This is a genomic window from Ureibacillus yapensis, from assembly GCF_003515775.1.
In the GTDB taxonomy this organism is placed as follows: Bacteria; Bacillota; Bacilli; order Bacillales_A; family Planococcaceae; genus Ureibacillus; species Ureibacillus yapensis.
Window position 1 is genome coordinate 1 of record NZ_QWEI01000004.1, and the last position, 18425, is coordinate 18425.

An 18425-nucleotide genomic window follows, 5' to 3' on the forward strand; every position below is an offset into this window, starting at 1 on the left:
ATTCCCATCAGTCGCCCCATTCTAAAAATTACTTTCTTCTTAATAACATTGGGGTATAGCCAAGCGGTAAGGCAGCGGATTTTGATTCCGTCATGCCCAGGTTCGAATCCTGGTACCCCAGCCATTTTGCGGAAGTAGTTCAGTGGTAGAACACCACCTTGCCAAGGTGGGGGTCGCGGGTTCGAACCCCGTCTTCCGCTCCACTTATATTGAATGGCGGCATAGCCAAGTGGTAAGGCACAGGTCTGCAACACCTTTATCACCGGTTCAAATCCGGTTGCCGCCTCCATATCTAATAATCGGATTTCCGATTAACTAATTATTAATTTGCCGGTGTGGCGGAATTGGCAGACGCGCACGACTCAAAATCGTGTTCCTTCTGGAGTGCCGGTTCGACCCCGGCCACCGGTATCAAAAGTTAACAAAAACGGTTTCCCAACAATGGGAAGCCGTTTTTTGTGCTTAATTACAATTAAAATTGACGAAACGATACTTTGATTGCTTAAGATAGTTACTTCAAAAGAAGCTACAAATTATTCGCCACTCTTATTAATTATTTCTTATTAAGAACCCTTCTGCCAATCTCAATGTAGAGCACCGCTTTTTAGAACGGCGGAAGAAGAAAAGCAGTTTGTTCAAGAAGACTTTACGAGGTATATTGAATAGCATGAAGGTGATAAACAATATAAAATCCTTTACGGAATCGGAGAATAGAAGGAACGCGAAGAAGAAAGAAGTGTATAGTAATAATTCAAAAATAAATCACGACCACTAAGCTTGCAGAGCAACAAAAAATAATGTGGCTCTTTTTTAATTCGTCCATTACATAATATCCATCGTATAAAAATGATATATCACTAAAAGACTTAAAGGTGAAATTTCAAAAAGCCGCCAGGTGGCAGTTTTGGTTTTCAGATACACACCCAATGAGTTCAACAAACAATTTCAATTACATGAATTATGGTAAAACGAGAAGATATGTTACAGTTTTTACAGAAAAATTAATTTAATGTTTTTGGAAAAAGTTATTGAAAAATTCACAATATTAAGTTAAACTACAATAAATTACACCATTTTACATTTAAAGACATTGCGTTTATCTTGTGTTTTAAATTATATTAAGAAAAACAATTGAATAGTTACGGTTGACTGTAATGGGAGAGAGTGATGAAGTTCGCCGCCGAAGGAGCAAATTCCATAAAAGCCTTGGAATAAATCTCTCAGGTAAAAGGAACCATTGCATGACGTAGCTCTGGAGAGCGCATATTGAATATGCCACCGAAGGGGATCCGCTTTTTTGCGGGACAAGCTTTCAGGTAAAAGGACAGAGAAGGTAGATACATTGCCTTCTTCTGTCCTTTTTTTGTTGCAGAGCCTTCAACCCTACTATACTAGGTCTTACTAAATTGTTTAACTCTATTTCTGTGTTTAATGTTTAAGGTAATTGTTTGTGAGAATTATAGAAACATCAGAATTGTCCCTTGAGTTACAACGGAAAAAGCAGTTACTCAAAGAATCTGCTTGATGGAAGAAACCGATGGGACTGGCCTGTTTCATATATATTATGGGGAGTGAGGGGATTTGTATGGCGGAACAAACATTGGCAAGGGGACTAAAAAATAGGCACGTACAATTAATTGCGATTGGTGGGGCAATCGGAACAGGATTATTTCTCGGAGCGGGGAAATCTATACATTTGGCAGGGCCTTCAATTTTAATAGCCTATATGATTACAGGTGTTATTTGCTTCTTGATCATGCGAGCACTTGGGGAATTACTCTTAAGCAATTTGAATTACCATTCTTTTGTTGATTTTGTAAAAGACTATTTAGGGGATATGGCAGCATTTATCACTGGATGGACCTATTGGTTTTGCTGGGTTTCTATTGCAATGGCCGATTTAACGGCAATTGGCCTTTATACTCAATATTGGTTTCCTTCAGTCCCTCAGTGGATGCCGGGATTGATCGCGCTTGTTGTTTTGCTGATCATGAACCTTACTACTGTTAAGCTTTTTGGAGAGATGGAATTCTGGTTTGCCTTGATTAAAGTTATTGCAATTTTAGCGCTCATCGTTGTTGGTATTTTCATGATTATTAAAGGATTCTCGACTGACGCTGGTGCATCCAGTTTCACGAATCTGTGGAGTCATGGTGGACTATTCCCAAATGGCATGAACGGTTTTATTCTTTCATTCCAGATGGTCGTGTTTGCGTTTGTTGGGATTGAGCTAGTAGGGCTTACTGCAGGTGAAACGGAAAACCCGGAAACAGTTATTCCGAAAGCAATCAATAGTATCCCGATTCGAGTATTGATTTTCTACATTGGGGCACTGATTGTTATTATGAGTATTTATCCATGGAATAGCATCATTCCAACGGAAAGCCCATTTGTTCAAGTGTTCATGGTGGTTGGCATCGGTGCAGCTGCTGCTATTGTCAACTTTGTTGTTTTAACATCCGCTGCTTCAGCATGCAACAGCGCTATTTTCAGTACAAGCCGGATGATGTACTCACTTGCAAAAAATAACAATGCACCGGGTTCATTTACGAAGCTTACTTCCCGTCAAGTACCTTCCAATGCATTGTATTTTTCAAGTATTGTTGTTTTGATTGCAGTTGTATTGAATTATATAATGCCAGAAGGAGTATTTACGCTGATTACAAGTATTTCTACAGTGTGCTTTATCTTTATTTGGGGCATTATGGTCATCAGTCATTTGAAATACCGCAAAACAAGACCGGATCTGGCAAAGGTGAACAAGTTTAAATTGCCGCTTTATCCATTTTCGAATTATGTCATTCTTGCATTTTTAGCATTCGTACTTGTCGTGCTTGCTCTTGCGGAAGATACTCGCATTGCTTTATTTGTGACTCCAGTTTGGTTTATTATGTTGATTGCCATTTATAAGGTGAAGAAAACGGAAGAACCTCAAGCTGCTGAAATGCAAAGTCAAAATGTATCTGATTTGTAAGGTTAATTTTCTCAAAATTTAAAATTATTTTAAAATAAGATGTAAACGCTTTAAAAAAGTATTGACATATCCATTTTATATCAATATTGTTAATGTATAGAAAATTCAATTAAATATTGCGGATGATGGTTGTGGGAGAGTGCAAGATAGCGAGCCACCGAAGGAGCAAGTTCCAAAAAGACCCTTGGAACAAATCTCTCAGGTAGATGGAACCACAACTGGACGCACCTCTGGAGAGCGCGTATCATGCATACGCCACCAACGGGGAAAGCTCCAAAATGGAGTTAAACTCTCAGGTACAAGGACAGAGAAGGGTAGAGAAAACATTGCTACCTTTTTCTGTTCTTTTTTTGTGTTTAAAAAAGGTAGTGTTTGAGACTTTGGACAAATTCGAAAAACATTCAAGGAGGAGTTTAATATGAGTTTACAACAAAATGATTCAACGATTTTTGAAGCGATTAAAAAGGAGCAAGACCGCCAGCATCAAACATTGGAATTAATCGCATCAGAAAACTTTGTGAGTGAAGATGTGTTGGAAGCAATGGGAAGTGTAATGACCAATAAATATGCGGAAGGGTATCCAGGAAAGCGTTATTATGGCGGCTGTGAATTTGTGGATGTAGCAGAACAAGCAGCGATTGATCGCTTAACGGAGTTGTTTGGCGCTAAATATGCAAACGTTCAACCCCATTCGGGTGCACAAGCGAACTTTGCCGTGTTTTTTGCTTTGCTTCAGCCGGGCGATAAAATCATGGGAATGAACCTGTCGCAAGGTGGACATTTAACGCATGGAAGCCCTGTTAGTGTTTCAGGGAAGTGGTTCGAGGTTGTGTCATATGGCGTAAAAGAAGATACGCATTTGATTGATTATGATGAGGTGGAAGAACTTGCGATAAAAGAACAGCCAAAATTGATTATTGCAGGTGCAAGTGCATATCCAAGAACAATCGATTTTGCACGCTTCAGACAAATTGCCGATCGAGTTGGCGCAAAATTCATGGTGGATATGGCGCATATTGCAGGTCTTGTTGCAGCTGGTGTTCATCCATCGCCGGTTCCATATGCTGATGTTGTAACAAGCACTACGCATAAAACGTTGAGAGGGCCTCGCGGCGGCATCATTTTATCAAACGATGAAGAGATTATTAAAGCGATTAATAAGTCGGTGTTTCCAGGAATTCAAGGCGGTCCCCTTATGCACATCATTGCTGCTAAAGCGGTTGCGTTTAATGAAGCTTTACAACCAAGCTTTAAAGATTATGCAAAACAAGTCATCGAAAATGCTAAAACACTAAGTGAAACATTATTGAACGAAGGTGCAGCGCTTGTTTCTGGGGGCACTGACAACCATATTGTTTTGTTGGATGTTCGCCCGTGGAGCTTAACAGGAAAAGAAGCCGAGAAGTTGCTGGAAGAGGCAGGAATTACGACGAACAAAAACACGATTCCATATGACCCTGAAAAGCCATTTGTAACAAGTGGTGTCCGCATGGGAACAGCAGCTTTGACAACTCGTGGCATGAAGCAGGAAGAAATGGTTGAAATCGGGCAAGTGATTGCTGCTGTTCTGAAGAGTAAAGGGGACAAAGCAGTTCTTGAGCAAGCACAAGAAAGAATCAAAGCAATTTGCGAGGCCTTTCCCTTATTCCAACAGTCGGTTACTGTGTGATAAAAAATCTTAATAGATTTAGCATTTCAAAGCGGAAGAATTGCAAATTCGCAAAAAATATAGGCAGGGGGTAGTTCAGTGAGTACGGAAGCAGCATTAAAGCAAACACCTCTTTTTGAAGTATATGAGAAGTACGGTGGGAAAGTAATTGATTTTGGTGGTTGGGCACTGCCGGTACAGTTTTCCGGCATTTTGGAAGAACATGCGGCGGTTCGAACAGAAGCGGGACTTTTTGATGTCTCTCATATGGGAGAAGTGCTCGTGGTAGGCAAAGATGCAGAGAGTTACATCAACTACCTTGTCACAAACGATGTCACAACTCTCGAAGTTAATCAGGCGCAGTATACAGCAATGTGCTATCCGGATGGCGGTACGGTTGATGATTTACTGGTGTACAAATTAGCGAATCAAAAATATTTGCTTGTCATTAATGCAGCGAATATAGAGAAAGATTACGACTGGATGAGGCAGCATGTAAAAGGAGAAGTAACACTCCAAAATATTTCAGATGACACTGCTCAGCTTGCCATTCAAGGTCCAAAGGCAGAGACTATTTTACAAAAGCTAACGGAAACCGACTTATCCGAAATTCGCCCGTTTGAATTCGCTCAACAGGTCACTGTTTCCGGCATTGCAAATATCCTTGTATCGCGTACGGGTTATACGGGAGAAGATGGCTTTGAACTATACTTGGCAGCCGATCAGGTAGCTGCACTTTGGGAAAAGCTGCTGGAAGCTGGCAGTGAAGAAGGTTTAAAACCATGCGGATTAGGTGCACGTGATACACTTCGCCTGGAAGCGCGACTTGCCCTTTATGGCCAAGATATTAGCAGCGAAATAAGTCCGCTCGAAGCAGGAATCGGCTTTGTCGTCAAAACGAAAAAGGAAAGTGATTTTATCGCGAAAGATGTTCTTGCAGCACAGAGAAAAGAAGGGGTAAAGCGAAAATTGGTTGGCATCGAAGTAATAGGACGTGGAATTCCACGCCATGGGTACAAAGTGGTTTCGGAAGGTGGAGATGAAATTGGCTTCGTCACATCCGGCACACAATCACCCACGTTGAAGAAAAGTATAGGGCTTGCTTTAATCTCAACGGAATACGCCGTAGTGGGGACACCGCTAAAAGTGGAAATCCGGAACAAACCAATTGAAGCCATCGTTGTAAAAGCCCCTTTCTATAAAAGAGGCTAATAAAAGAATTTGCATACAGGCGACTGTAAGGGATCACTGTATGCAAACTCTCTTTAAAATTATCTGAATTGTACGACTTTTAAATTTGCAAGGGGAAGGAAGAATGGACAATGACAAAAGCGACAGCGAATTTATTATATAGCAAGGAACATGAGTGGGTATTGCAATTAGACGGAAATCGAGTACGTATTGGCATTTCTGATTTTGCGCAAGAGGCATTGGGGGATATCGTTTTTGTTGAAAACCCCGAAATCGATGCTGAAATTTCAGCTAATGAAGCAGTGGGAACGATTGAATCCGTTAAAGCGGTTTCGGAAATCTTTACACCTTTATCGGGTACGGTTGTCTCCGTCAATGATGTGTTGGAAGATGCTCCGGAGACAATCAATGAAGAGCCATTTGAAGCAGGCTGGTTATTCGAATTGGAAATGTCCAATCCAGAAGAGTTGGAAACATTGATGAACGAAGATCAGTACCAAGCATTTACGAATGAAGGAGAGAATTGATATGTCAAACACTTATAGATATCTTCCTGATACGACACAAGATCAAGAAGAAATGTTGGCTGCTCTGAATATCTCCTCCATCGATGTGCTATTTGAAGATATCCCGGCTGAAATTCGACTTCAAGGCGAATTGGCTATTCCCGATGCTGTTTCAGAACCGCTTTTAATGAAAAAAATGATTCAGCTCTCAGCCAAAAACAAAAATGCCAATCATTATCCGACTTTCTTGGGTGCGGGTACATATGACCACTACATACCTAATGTTGTTGACCATATGCTGCTGCGTTCCGAATTTTATACGGCGTATACTCCCTACCAGCCTGAGATTAGCCAAGGTGAGCTGCAAGCCATTTTTGAATTTCAAACGATGGTCTGCGAATTGACAGGAATGGATGTAGCCAACTCTTCCATGTATGACGGCTTTACATCGCTCGCAGAAGCGGCTTCTCTTGCCGTAGCATCGACAAGACGTTCAAAAGTACTCGTATCGAAAGCGGTCCATCCTGAATCACGCGCTATTTTACAGACAGTAGCAGCCGGTCCGGGATATGCAGTGGAAGAAGTAAATCTCGTCAATGAGGTTACCGATTTAAATCAATTAGGCCAACAAATTGATAAAAACACGGCAGCTGTCATTGTTCAATATCCAAATTTCTTTGGTTCAATTGAAGATTTAGCGGAAGTGAAGAAAATCGCTGCAGAAAATGGCGCTTTATTCATTGTAAGTGCCAACCCGTTGGCATTGGCGCTTTTGCAAACACCTGGCCACTTTGGAGCAGATATTGTGGTAGGCGATATGCAGCCGTTGGGAATCCCGATGTCCTTTGGCGGCCCGCATTGCGGTTATTTTGCAGTTAGCAAAAAATATATGCGCAAAATTCCTGGCCGTATCGTAGGGCAAACAGAAGATGAAAGCGGAAAACGAGGGTTTGTATTAACGCTTCAAGCACGCGAGCAGCATATTCGCCGTGATAAAGCAACGTCCAATATCTGCTCGAATCAGGCATTAAATGCTCTTGCTTCTTCCATTTGTATGTCGGCGCTTGGTAAACAGGGGATTCGCCGTATGGCACAGCTAAACTTCGAGAAAGCAGATTACGCTGCAAAAGCTCTTGAGAAAAAAGGCTTTACCATTATCAACAAAGCACCATTCTTTAACGAATTTGTTGTCGAGCTTCCTTGTCCGGTAAAAGAAGTCAATGCAAAGCTTATCAAAGCGGGTATTATTGGGGGCTTTGATTTAGGAAAGGATTATGGTTTGGAAAATCAAATGCTGCTGGCAGTAACGGAACAGCGCACAAAAGAAGAAATTGACAAATTGATCGAAGTATTGGAGGCAGTTGTAAATGGTTGAATATAATGATCTGATTTTTGAAATTAGTCGTCAGGGCCGTGTTGGTTCGAATCTGCCTGAAAGCGATGTTGGCCATGTTGATTTACAGGATAAACTGCCAAAGCATTTAATTCGCGACGTACCGGCGGAGCTGCCGGAAGTATCGGAGCTGCAGATCGCGCGCCACTACACAGCGCTTTCTAATAAAAACCACGGGATTGATAATGGATTCTATCCGCTTGGTTCTTGTACGATGAAGTACAATCCGAAAATCAATGAAACGGTTGCGCGGCTGGAAGGCTTTAGCCGTATCCATCCCTATCAGCCAGTGGAAACGGTTCAAGGCGCCTTGGAAGTTTTGTATGAATTGCAAGAAGAGCTGGCTGTCATCACAGGAATGGATGCGGTAACGCTTCAACCTTCAGCGGGAGCCCAAGGTGAATGGACAGGATTAATGATGGTGAAGGCGTATCATGCCCAAAAAGGGGAAACAAGAACAAAAGTGCTTGTTCCGGATTCTGCTCATGGAACAAATCCTGCAAGTGCAACAGTTGCCGGCTTTGAAACGATCACCATTCCTTCCAATAAAAACGGGTTGGTTGACCTGGAAGAATTAAAGAAGCACGTCGGAAGCGATACAGCCGCTCTTATGCTGACAAATCCAAATACACTTGGATTGTTTGAAACAGAAATTCTGGAAATCGCAGAAGTTGTTCATGAGGCAGGCGGGTTATTATACTATGATGGAGCTAATGCCAATGCGATTTTAGGAAAAACAACGCCGGGAAGCATGGGCTTTGACATCGTGCATTTGAATCTTCATAAGACGTTTACAGGGCCGCATGGCGGTGGCGGACCGGGAGCTGGTCCGGTTGGAGTGAAAGCAAAACTTATTCCTTACTTGCCGGTGCCGCGCGTTGAAAAAGAGAACGATCAATATGTATTGAATTATAATGAGCCGCTTTCCATTGGTCGCGTGAAAGGATATTATGGCAACTTCGGCATTCTATTGCGTGCATATACTTATATTCGCACGATGGGGAATGTTGGATTGCGTGAAGTATCGGAAAGTGCCGTGCTGCATGCCAATTACCTTCGTAAAAGACTGGAGCCTTACTTTGATGCACCATATTCGCAAGTTTGCAAGCATGAATTTGTATTATCCGGCTCCAGACAGAAAAAGCTGGGTGTAAGAACGTTGGATATGGCAAAACGCCTGCTTGACTTTGGATACCATCCGCCAACAATCTACTTCCCTTTAAATGTAGAGGAATGTTTAATGATTGAGCCGACTGAAACAGAGTCCAAAGAAACATTGGATGCCTTTGCGGATGTCATGATTCAAATCGCCAAAGAAGTAGAGGAAAATCCATCTGTTGTATTGGAGGCCCCACATACTACCGTAATTGGCCGATTGGATGAAGTAAAGGCCGCAAGACAGCCAATCTTGCGTTATGTAAAAGAGGAAGCGGCAGAGAGAGAAAAAGAGTTTGCAAGATCATAAAGTAGAATCTCCTTCGGTGGAGGGGAACTTTCACTATAAACATGGAGGGGTTCGATGATGATTACAATAACAGAGGCAGCGATGAACAAACTAAAAGAAATCATGTTAAGGGAAGGACAATCTCCTCGACTTGATGCAGATGTAGCCGGCGGATGTGGGATGTCTGTGAAGTTATCGCTTGTATTTGATGAGCCACGACTCAACGATACGAATATTGAGTATGAAGGTATTCAATTTAAGATGGATCATTTTACAAAACGCTATTTAAATGAAGAAACGTTAATTGATTATACAAATGCAACCGGCTTTCTCGTTGGAGATAGTTTTGAAGCAAGTGCATGTTCAATTGATCTAGATATCTTGTAATGCATCTTTAGCATCTATTTATATAATAGTGCTATCCCGCCCAATATCTAATTACCGATATTTTCCGAATATCTAAACATGAATAATCCCGTCAGATCAACCGTTTCCCGAAGTATTGGGGAACGGTTTTTTGCTTTTATTTCAGTTGATTTAAGAGAGATGCTCAGCCTTAGGTCCTATGATATTAGTATGTTTTTCTTTTACGCAATATAAATACCAAATTAATAGTATATTAATACAATTCTATTATTCTAATATAGAATCTATTATTTCATCAGGAGGATTACTAAATGATTAAGCGCACACTAATTGGAATCATTTCCACGATTTCGATCGCTGCCCTGTTCATGTTTATTCAAGTTCAGGACAACACGGTTCAAGGAAAGACGAAAGAAAATGAAAAACTTCAGTTTAACGAGAATGGAAAGTATAAGATTGTTCAATTTAATGACACGCAAGACGACGAAGAAATTGACCCAAGAACCATTGAACTAATGAATGCGGTGCTGGATGAGCAGCAACCCGATTTGGTAATTGTCAATGGAGATGTAATTAATGGGGATATGGAAACAGCGGAAGAAGTAAAACAGGCAATGGACAACGTCATTCAACCAATGGAAGAGAGAGGAATTCATTGGGCCGTGACATTCGGAAACCACGATGAAGACCATACAGAAAAAACAGGAATTGACGAAGAGGATATGCTTAATTACTACATGTCTTTCGAGCATAATGTCAATAAGGCGGATTCAAAAGATATTACGGGAACTGGGAATGCCAATGTGGCCATAAAAAATTCCAAGGGCAATGCACCAGCCTTTAATGTTTGGCTCTTTGACAGCGGACGATATGCACCAGAGGAGATTGCCGGCCAGGATTTCGAAGGCTATCATACATGGGACTGGATTAAACAAGATCAGATTCAATGGTACACTGAAACTTCCGAGAAGCTGGAACAAACAGCAGGTTACAAGGTCCCTTCTCTAGCATTTATGCACATCCCGCTTCCAGAGTTTGAGTACATGTGGTATGGAAGCCCTTATGGCGGGACAGAAGAGAGCCATCAACTAGCAGTAGAACGACATAACATTACAGGAGAAAGAAATGAGTGCATCTGTACTGGACCATTCAACAGTGGGCTATTTTCAGCAATGCTTGATCGCGGCGATGTAAAAGGCGTCTTCTCCGGCCACGACCATATTAATACGTTTGTTGGAAATTATTATGGCATCATGCTTGGTTACGCAGGAAGTACCGGATTTGGCACGTATGGATTGGGCGGCGAAGAAGACCACAAACTTCGCGGTGCACGCGTGTTCCATCTGGATGAAAATGCAGAAGGCGTTGTAGTAGATACAGAAATGGTATTTGCGAAAGATTACGGAATACAGTAACATTGGAATCTAATCTACTGCATAACTGATGATCAACCGTTTCCCGCAATAGTGGGGAACGGTTTTTTGCGTTCATTTAAGTTGATAGCTCTATAGGCTGAAGTCCACAAACGCTTGGTTAGCCAGTCTTTCTGATACTCCTCATCCTATTTGACCATTTCTTGCTATAGGTATAAGGGCCAGTTATTATTTACAAATAGTTTATTTAGCTATAACTAAATTTTAATATCCAAAAGTTATCGTTGTATTATTAACCAATTAAGGAGATTGATAGAATGGTAAAGATGAAGAAATTTATTCCTGGAGTGCTGTTGTCCTTTTCACTTTTGGGTACAACGGTTTCGGCTGCTCCGCCCGAGCATGCCAATTACAAGGAAAGATATATCCCGGTTCAATTATTGGGGATGAATGATTTTCACGGGCAGATTGATGTATACGGGAAAGTAGCAGGAAAGCCAGTTGGCGGAGCTGAATATTTGGCCGCTTATTTAGAAAAATATGAAGAAGAAGCGAAACAAAATAAAACGGAAACATTAATGGTTCACGTTGGCGATGCAATTGGGGCAAGTGCACCGACTTCGGCCTTATTGCAGGATGAACCGACCATTCAACTGTTTAATGAGCTGGGCGTGGATGTAGCAACAGTGGGAAATCATGAATTCGATGAAGGCGTTGAAGAATTGATGCGTTTAATTGATGGTGGTGTACACGAAGCTACAGGTTATTTCGAGGGAGCCAATTTCCCATTTGTTGCAGCGAACGTGATGGATGAAAAGACTGGAGAGCCGATTCTTCCTCCATATATGATCAAAAAAGTGAACGGAATGCCGATTGGGTTTATTGGCGTGGTAACTAAGGAAACTCCAAATATTGTTGTACCTAGTGCCGTTGAAGGCCTTGAGTTTACAGATGAGGTGGAAGCAATTGATAAAGCGGTTGCAGAGCTAAAAGGTCAAGGTGTTGAATCAATCGTTGTCTTGGCTCATAATCCGGTTGTATCCAATCAAGATGGTTCAAATGCATCGGGGGATGTGGTTGAATTTGCAAACAAGGTAAATGATGAAGTGGACGTTATTTATGGCGCCCATAATCATAGTTTTGCCAATGCGGTTGTCGATGATAAGTTAATCGTGCAATCCTACTCCAATGGTACTGCTTTTTCTGATGTTGATTTGCTGATTGATCCAAAAACAAAAGACATCGTCCAAAAAGAGGCTAAGATCGTGACAACATATCATGAAGGCATCGAACCTGATGCAAAAGTGAAAGAAATGGTCGAATCCTATAAGGAAACAGTAGCTCCTTTAGTGAACGAAGTTATTGGACAAACAACTTCTCCTTTAACAAGAAATCAGGACGACAGCGGTGAATCTACGCTTGGCAATTTCACGGCTGATTCTCATCGCGCGGTAATGGGTACGGATTTTGCTTTTATGAATCCAGGCGGAATTCGTGCCGATATCGATGCTGGTGATATCACTTGGGGAGAAGTATACACGACATCACCATTTGGAAATAGTCTTGTTTCGATGGAACTGACAGGGGAACAAATCAAGGAAATTTTGGAACAACAGTGGAAAGGCAGTTATCCTCGCATGCTGCAAATTTCCGGTCTGCAATACACATGGGATCAAAACGCCCCGGTTGGTGAGCGAATTGTGGAAGTGACTGATGAAGAAGGAGCTCCGCTAAATCCTGATCAAACCTATACAGTGGCGGCAAACAATTATTTGGCAACGGGCGGAGACGGCTTCACGGTCTTTAAAGAAGGCGGAAATCCAGTGAATGGTCCACTTGATTATGAAGCGATGGTTTCATATATTAAAACTTTCAAAGAACCAATCCAGGCATCTGCTTTGGATCGAATTAATGTGCAATAACACACTTTTATGATTGGCTAATAAAAAAGCAAGTGGGGAAAAGAGCTCTTTTCCCTCCTTGCTTTTTGTTGTATTTGGAATGTTAGCGATACCCATTCACAAAGTAACCGATAATCTCCAAATCATCTTCCGTTAAGTCACGTTGGAAATACGAGGACATCCCTGATTTGATTTTCTCGAAATCCCCATTATATTTCTCCGTAATTTGTGCACTTGTCTTCAGCAATGAAACAAATTCTGCAAATTCATCCTTTTTCAATGGTGCTGGATGGTGGGACAGGAAATAGATATCCGCATCGTATTGTTCGATTTTCTCCAAAAGTTTACCCATCTTTTCAATGGTATAGTGCCATTTTTCTGCGTACATATTTGCATACAGGCAATCGCCGAGAAACAGCGCTTTTTCCTCGGGAATATAGAGAAGATTGGAATCGGAGGAATGGTCTCCGCCAGCATGTTCAATGATGCAAGTAACCCCACCAAGGTTCAGTTCGATTTTGTTTTCAAAAATGATGGTGGGATCAGCTATAATCACCTCTCGCTTATCGCCAAGCTCCAGCTTGATGGCGTCTGCACAGAATGGAATTTCAATCCCTGCTTCGACACGTTCATCCAATGCTTTGTCTTCCCATGAAAACTGTTGTATTTCCCTAACTCTTTCATAGGTCATGGAATTGGCAATTGAAGGCATATTCATTTCTTCAAGGCCAAATACATGATCCCAATGCCAATGGGTAAGAGCCAGAATATCTCCACTAATACCATGGGAGGCCAATTGCTCTTTAAATAGTTTGGCATGGCTGGAGGAATTCCCGGCATCAATCAGCAGTGTCTGATTTTCTCCTGCGACGGCAGCCAATATGGGGCGGTCGGTCTTTTGTACGGGAGAGAGGTAGAAGAGGCGGTTGGAAAGTTTGTGTAATGTTTGCATGAATTCGTTCCTTTCAATTGTTTGTAGCGTTCATTATAGCCTACTTTACAGAGATGGCAAAATAATTCGGAGAGGATTATTAAGTTCAGATTCACATTTTCATATCGATCTGCTCACTAAGCAACTTATTGAACCGTTTGTATATCAAGATACTTCCATGTGTATGCAACAAAAACAATATATGATGTAAAAAGTTAAATAAACTTTCAATTTTTAGAATATATTGACAATAGTAGAAAATTACATATTATATATAGTATAGAGAATCAAAGATGAACAAACTTAAAGGTTACTCCCTGCCCTTGTCCCCTGAAGGCAAAGCAAATATTTTATCAGTTCTACCATGGTATTATTCGGGTTCTCTGTTGACAATCGAATTTATCCTATGTAAATGGAAAACAAGTACAGGAAGGCAATTCAGGAGAATTAACATTCCCATTCGACTATCTCATTGCAGATATATCCCGGCTAATCACCCTTGATCCTGGAGATATCATCATCATCTTAACAGGGGCACCTGCAAATTCACGCCCGGTACAGCCTGGTGATGTGGTGGCAGTAGAAATGGAAGGATATTGTAGACTCGAAAATAATATAGTTGAAAGTGATGTTGATTTTCAGGATTTTGATGCGCAACCCGAAAATTCGGAATACGGACGTAATACTGCCAATGAAATTATGACAGCAGGCATCAAAATGTAGCAAAAACCAAGATTCCTAATTTTAGTCAGATTATTCATTTAGTCTGACTGAAGCAATTGATAGGAGGTTAATAAAGTGATGATTCCTTCGATTTCTCTTTACGAAATGCTCGAAAGAACGACAAATAAATTTTCAAACCATCCTGCTGTTTCGTTTAATGGAGCTAAAATGACCTATAGTGGTTTATTGGACAATGTGAAACGATGTGCAGCGTCGCTTCAACAAATCGGAATAAAAAAGGGGGACCGCGTTGCACTGATGCTGTCAAATTGCCCGGAGTATGTCATTGCCTACTACGGAATTTTGCGTGCGGGCGGAATTGTTGTTCAAATTAACCCCCGTCTTACATCAAGAGAGCTGGGAATCATTTTGAAAGATTCAGGCAGTAAATTGATTTTTGTCCTTGATTCTGTGGCAGATATTGTTTTCTCGGTATATGACCAATGTCCGCTCGAAACGATTATTAAAGTGAATCCAATTAACCAGACAAGCAGTGAATTTCAACATTACTTACAAACTGATTCCAGCAATCTACAACCTGTACACATAAATCCGGACGATGATCTTGCCATTTTGCAATATACAGGTGGTACAACGGGTGTTTCAAAGGGCGTTATGTTGACACATAGCAATTTAGTAGCAAATGTAAGGCAGCAAGATGAAATGTTCAAGGATTCGCTGGTACACGGTAAAGAAGTAGTGTTGGGAGTATTGCCGCTATTTCACGTATATGCAATGACAGTGGTTATGAATTTAAGCCTATTTCAGGGATCCTGTATTGTATTACTGGAAAACTTCCAGACTGATCAGGTTTTAAATGCCATAAAGGAAGAGAAAGTTACTCGGTTTGCGGGAGTTCCAACCATGTATATTGCGCTCAATAGTCATCCTGAAATTGAAAATTATGGGCTTGACCAAATAAAAGTTTTTCAATCCGGAGGGGCATCTTTGCCTGCGGAAGTGATTCGAAGTTTTGATAACCGGGCTTCTGCATATGTTTTGGAGGCCTATGGTTTGACAGAATCTTCTCCTGCAGCAATCGCATTCCCGCCTAAGCCAAACCGGAAAATTGGTTCCGTTGGGCTGCCATTGCCTTGGACAGAAGTTAAAATCATGGACATTGAAACCGGTACAACAGAATTGCCGGTCGGACATGAAGGCGAACTTATTTTGAAAGGTCCGCAAATCATGAAAGGTTATTGGGGAATGCGGGAGGAAACAGAATATGCTTTGAGAGATGGCTGGCTCTATACCGGGGACATAGCAAAAATGGACCACGATGGTTATATCTATATTGTAGATCGGAAAAAAGACTTGATATTGGCCAGCGGTTTCAATGTTTACCCCCGGGAAATAGAAGAGGTGCTGTTTGAGCATCCAGCCATCCTGGAAGCAGCGGTTGTGGGCGTTAAAGATGACTATCGAGGTGAAAACGTAAAGGCCTATATTTTGCTGAAGGATGGCTTTGATGTCACGGAAAAGGATATCATCGATTTTTGCAAAACAAGCCTGGTTAACTATAAAGTTCCAAGAATTATTGAATTTGTGGATGAATTGCCGAAAACGCAAGTCGGAAAAATTAGCCGTGTTGCTCTGCGAAACCGATAGTGAATCACATGAGAAGATTAATTTAATAAACTAAGAGGCGGATAATGAGGGTTGTGACGAATACAGGCAACCAAATTGGAATGCTGATTAACAATGTTGAAATTAAAAAAAGAGCAAATCTATTAAATTAAAGATCCAGGCCGTTTTCAAGAAGAAGGGGAACCGCTTTTTATATCATAGGAGACATTTTGGGGCAATCCCTCATCAGTATTACACTAATAAATGGCCAATCATTTGTATAAATCTATAGATTAGTAGAAAAAGGGTGAAGTTTGATGAGAGTACAAGGGATAGCCAATGAGGCTGGTGGAAGTTTTATATTGGAAAATGCAGACGATGCCATTTTTACACCTGAAGATATAACGGTAGATCAGCAAATGATTGTTGATATAGCCAGAAACTTCGTTTTGAGAGAATTGATTCCGGCAGAAGAGAAGCTTGAGAAATTGGATTATAATCTAACGAAAAGTCTAATTCAAAAAGCCGGAGAACTTGGATTGCTTGGTGTGGATTTTCCGGAACAATACGGAGGGCTTAATCTAGATAAAGTAACTAGTACTTTTGTGAATGAACAGTTTGGCAGAACCTCTTCGTTTCTTTATTCCATTGGAACACAAACCGGGATTGGTTCGCTGCCAATTGTTTATTTCGGAACACATGAACAAAAAGAAAAGTATTTACCGGATATTGTGGCCGGCGATAAACTCTGTGCTTACTGCCTGACAGAGCCTTCTTCCGGCTCCGATGCACTAGGCGCAAAAACAACTGCTTTCCTGTCCGATGACGGGACGCATTATATTTTAAATGGTTCTAAAGTGTTTATTACAAATGGCGGGATAGCGGATATCTTTATCGTTTATGCCAAAATAGAGGGAAAGCATTTTAGCGCTTTCATTGTGGAACGGAACACGCCGGGCTTTACAGTTGGTCAGGAGGAGAAAAAAATGGGGCTAAAGGCTTCCTCCACTTGTTCGCTTTTCTTTGATAACGTTCGAGTGCCGGCAGAAAATTTGCTTGGGGAAATCGGAAAAGGCCATCAAATAGCGTTCAATATCTTAAACCTCGGACGCCATAAACTACCAACCAACTGTCTGGGAAGCGCCAAGGAAATACTTGCTTTAAGTGCCAAGTATGCAAATGAGCGTCACCAATTTGGTACTGCTATCGCCAGTTTCCCTCTGATTGGCAAAAAGCTGGCGGAAATGAACATTTTGATTTACGCACTGGAAACGATGGTATACCGGTTGGCGGGCCAATTTGATCAAGCGATGAATGACACTGACCATTCAGATAGCCAGCCAACTACTGGATCTGTAGCTGCTTCTATTGCGGAATATGCCATTGAATGTTCCATCGTTAAAGTATTTGGTACAGAAGTCTTGGATCAAATTGTCGATGAAGGTGTGCAAATTCACGGCGGCTATGGATACACACAAGACTATAAAATAGAACGGATGTATCGTGATGCGAGAATCACCCGTATCTTTGAGGGCACAAATGAAATCAATCGTTTGTTGCTGGCGGGAACGCTGATCAAAAAGGGGAATAAGGGACAACTTCCATTGTTTGAAAATATGGAAGTATTTAAAGAGGAAATTGAGCATCAAGCGTTTACTCAGGCTTTGGAACAAGAAACTTATTTGGAAACCATGGCAAAGAGAATCTTCTCGCTGATTGGTGGATTGGCAATCGACCAATACGGTAAGAGCATCGAAAAAGAACAAGAGGTTTTGGCCAATTTAGCGGACTTATTAATTCAAATTTATGCAATCAATGGTGTATTGCTTCGTACAAAGAAACTGGTAAATAATATCGGGGAAGAAAAAGCGATAAATGCAATTAGAATGACTCAGGTATTCGTTCAGGAAAGTTTCGAAAAAATAGAAAGTACCGCCAAGGAAGCGCTAGCCTCTATGGACTTGGAAGAAGAAATCCAACAGCTAATGAAATTGACAGCTCAAATTCCTGTCAATGTTAAAACACTGAAGCGGCAGATTGCTGAACGAGTTTCGCATGCTGAAAAGTATATTGTTTAAATCTAATATGAATTACTTGAATTTTTAAAAATGTTTGATGCCAATCGTGCCCAAGAATTAGGGATTGTAAATAAAATAGTTCCTATTGAAAAGTTGCTTGAGACAGCAAAAGAATGGGCAAGGAAACTTGCAGAAAAACCACCGATTGCCCTGCAAATGTTGAAGCTTGCCGTAAATGCGGGAAGAAATACAGACATCGAGTCGGGGTTGGTAATCGAAGCAACCTGCTTTAACACTGCTTTTTCAACTGAAGATCGGAAAGAGGGATTACAGGCATTCCTGGAAAAGAGGAAACCGGTATTTGAAGGGAAGTAAGTAATTGCTGTTTTAA

The 18425-nt window shown here is 41.2% G+C and carries 12 protein-coding genes, 4 tRNA genes, 2 pseudogenes and 2 riboswitches; of the genes and pseudogenes, 17 read left to right on the forward strand and 1 reads right to left on the reverse strand.

Annotated elements, in window-relative coordinates:
* The first annotated feature begins 49 nt into the window (after window positions 1-49).
* From D1B33_RS09115 to D1B33_RS09175, 13 genes are all read left to right on the forward strand, one after another.
* Window positions 50-124, forward strand: a tRNA-Gln gene (locus D1B33_RS09115).
* A gap of 4 nt (window positions 125-128) precedes the next feature.
* Window positions 129-203, forward strand: a tRNA-Gly gene (locus tag D1B33_RS09120).
* Window positions 204-215: 12 nt separating this feature from the next.
* Window positions 216-289 (forward strand) — tRNA-Cys (locus D1B33_RS09125).
* A gap of 40 nt (window positions 290-329) precedes the next feature.
* Window positions 330-411: transfer RNA gene (locus D1B33_RS09130), tRNA-Leu, on the forward strand.
* A gap of 734 nt (window positions 412-1145) precedes the next feature.
* A riboswitch (glycine riboswitch) is annotated at window positions 1146-1247 on the forward strand.
* Between the two features lie 338 nt (window positions 1248-1585).
* Window positions 1586-2974, forward strand: a complete 1389-nt coding sequence (locus D1B33_RS09135) for an amino acid permease (RefSeq protein ID WP_118876088.1) — start codon at window positions 1586-1588, stop codon at window positions 2972-2974.
* Window positions 2975-3194: 220 nt separating this feature from the next.
* A riboswitch (glycine riboswitch) is annotated at window positions 3195-3292 on the forward strand.
* 100 nt (window positions 3293-3392) lie between these two features.
* A complete protein-coding gene (glyA, locus tag D1B33_RS09140; protein ID WP_118876089.1) occupies window positions 3393-4643 on the forward strand; it encodes a serine hydroxymethyltransferase in 1251 nt (416 codons plus the stop codon).
* Window positions 4644-4721: 78 nt separating this feature from the next.
* The gene (gene gcvT, locus D1B33_RS09145) at window positions 4722-5834 is read left to right on the forward strand and encodes a glycine cleavage system aminomethyltransferase GcvT (protein WP_118876090.1); all 1113 of its coding nucleotides are present in this window, start codon (window positions 4722-4724) and stop codon (window positions 5832-5834) included.
* 110 nt (window positions 5835-5944) lie between these two features.
* Entirely contained in the window at window positions 5945-6340 is a 396-nt protein-coding gene (gcvH, locus tag D1B33_RS09150) for a glycine cleavage system protein GcvH (protein WP_118876091.1), read from the forward strand.
* Between the two features lies 1 nt (window position 6341).
* Window positions 6342-7694 carry an aminomethyl-transferring glycine dehydrogenase subunit GcvPA gene (gene gcvPA, locus D1B33_RS09155; protein WP_118876092.1) on the forward strand — a complete coding sequence of 451 codons (1353 nt, stop codon included), beginning with the start codon at window positions 6342-6344 and terminating at the stop codon, window positions 7692-7694.
* Window positions 7687-9177 carry an aminomethyl-transferring glycine dehydrogenase subunit GcvPB gene (gcvPB, locus tag D1B33_RS09160; protein ID WP_118876093.1) on the forward strand — a complete coding sequence of 497 codons (1491 nt, stop codon included), beginning with the start codon at window positions 7687-7689 and terminating at the stop codon, window positions 9175-9177. The genes gcvPA and gcvPB overlap by 8 nt, the downstream gene beginning before the upstream one ends.
* Before the next feature lie 54 nt (window positions 9178-9231).
* Window positions 9232-9543, forward strand: a complete 312-nt coding sequence (locus tag D1B33_RS09165; protein WP_118876094.1) for an iron-sulfur cluster biosynthesis family protein — start codon at window positions 9232-9234, stop codon at window positions 9541-9543.
* 290 nt (window positions 9544-9833) lie between these two features.
* Entirely contained in the window at window positions 9834-10937 is a 1104-nt protein-coding gene (locus tag D1B33_RS09170) for a metallophosphoesterase family protein (protein ID WP_118876095.1), read from the forward strand.
* A 284-nt stretch (window positions 10938-11221) separates the two neighbouring features.
* Window positions 11222-12817: a bifunctional metallophosphatase/5'-nucleotidase gene (locus tag D1B33_RS09175; protein WP_118876366.1), complete on the forward strand. Its 1596-nt coding sequence runs from the start codon at window positions 11222-11224 to the stop codon at window positions 12815-12817.
* An 82-nt stretch (window positions 12818-12899) separates the two neighbouring features.
* On the opposite strand, the gene D1B33_RS09180 is transcribed toward D1B33_RS09175, so the two are convergent.
* The gene (locus tag D1B33_RS09180; RefSeq protein WP_118876096.1) at window positions 12900-13748 is read right to left on the reverse strand and encodes an MBL fold metallo-hydrolase; all 849 of its coding nucleotides are present in this window, start codon (window positions 13746-13748) and stop codon (window positions 12900-12902) included.
* Window positions 13749-14144: 396 nt separating this feature from the next.
* Here D1B33_RS09180 and D1B33_RS18765 point away from each other — a divergent pair.
* From D1B33_RS18765 to D1B33_RS09200, 4 genes and pseudogenes are all read left to right on the forward strand, one after another.
* Window positions 14145-14450 (forward strand): annotated as a pseudogene (locus D1B33_RS18765) (fumarylacetoacetate hydrolase family protein); the annotation flags it as partial.
* A gap of 78 nt (window positions 14451-14528) precedes the next feature.
* On the forward strand, window positions 14529-16058 hold the full coding sequence (locus tag D1B33_RS09190) for a long-chain-fatty-acid--CoA ligase (protein WP_118876367.1): 1530 nt from the start codon (window positions 14529-14531) through the stop codon (window positions 16056-16058).
* A gap of 275 nt (window positions 16059-16333) precedes the next feature.
* A complete protein-coding gene (locus D1B33_RS09195; RefSeq protein WP_118876097.1) occupies window positions 16334-18094 on the forward strand; it encodes an acyl-CoA dehydrogenase family protein in 1761 nt (586 codons plus the stop codon).
* A gap of 9 nt (window positions 18095-18103) precedes the next feature.
* A pseudogene (locus D1B33_RS09200) lies at window positions 18104-18409 on the forward strand (enoyl-CoA hydratase/isomerase family protein); the annotation flags it as partial.
* Between the last annotated feature and the right edge of the window lie 16 nt (window positions 18410-18425).

Excerpts from the sequence above, each read along its gene's own strand:
- gcvH (WP_118876091.1), top strand. The coding sequence starts at position 5,945 with ATGACAAAAGCGACAGCGAATTTATTATATAGCAAGGAACATGAGTGG.
- D1B33_RS09190 (WP_118876367.1), top strand. The coding sequence starts at position 14,529 with ATGATTCCTTCGATTTCTCTTTACGAAATGCTCGAAAGAACGACAAAT.
- D1B33_RS09135 (WP_118876088.1), top strand. The coding sequence starts at position 1,586 with ATGGCGGAACAAACATTGGCAAGGGGACTAAAAAATAGGCACGTACAA.
- D1B33_RS09195 (WP_118876097.1), top strand. The coding sequence starts at position 16,334 with ATGAGAGTACAAGGGATAGCCAATGAGGCTGGTGGAAGTTTTATATTG.
- gcvPA (WP_118876092.1), top strand. The coding sequence starts at position 6,342 with ATGTCAAACACTTATAGATATCTTCCTGATACGACACAAGATCAAGAA.
- D1B33_RS09165 (WP_118876094.1), top strand. The coding sequence starts at position 9,232 with ATGATGATTACAATAACAGAGGCAGCGATGAACAAACTAAAAGAAATC.
- D1B33_RS09170 (WP_118876095.1), top strand. The coding sequence starts at position 9,834 with ATGATTAAGCGCACACTAATTGGAATCATTTCCACGATTTCGATCGCT.
- gcvPB (WP_118876093.1), top strand. The coding sequence starts at position 7,687 with ATGGTTGAATATAATGATCTGATTTTTGAAATTAGTCGTCAGGGCCGT.
- D1B33_RS09175 (WP_118876366.1), top strand. The coding sequence starts at position 11,222 with ATGAAGAAATTTATTCCTGGAGTGCTGTTGTCCTTTTCACTTTTGGGT.
- glyA (WP_118876089.1), top strand. The coding sequence starts at position 3,393 with ATGAGTTTACAACAAAATGATTCAACGATTTTTGAAGCGATTAAAAAG.
- D1B33_RS09180 (WP_118876096.1), bottom strand. The coding sequence starts at position 13,748 with ATGCAAACATTACACAAACTTTCCAACCGCCTCTTCTACCTCTCTCCC.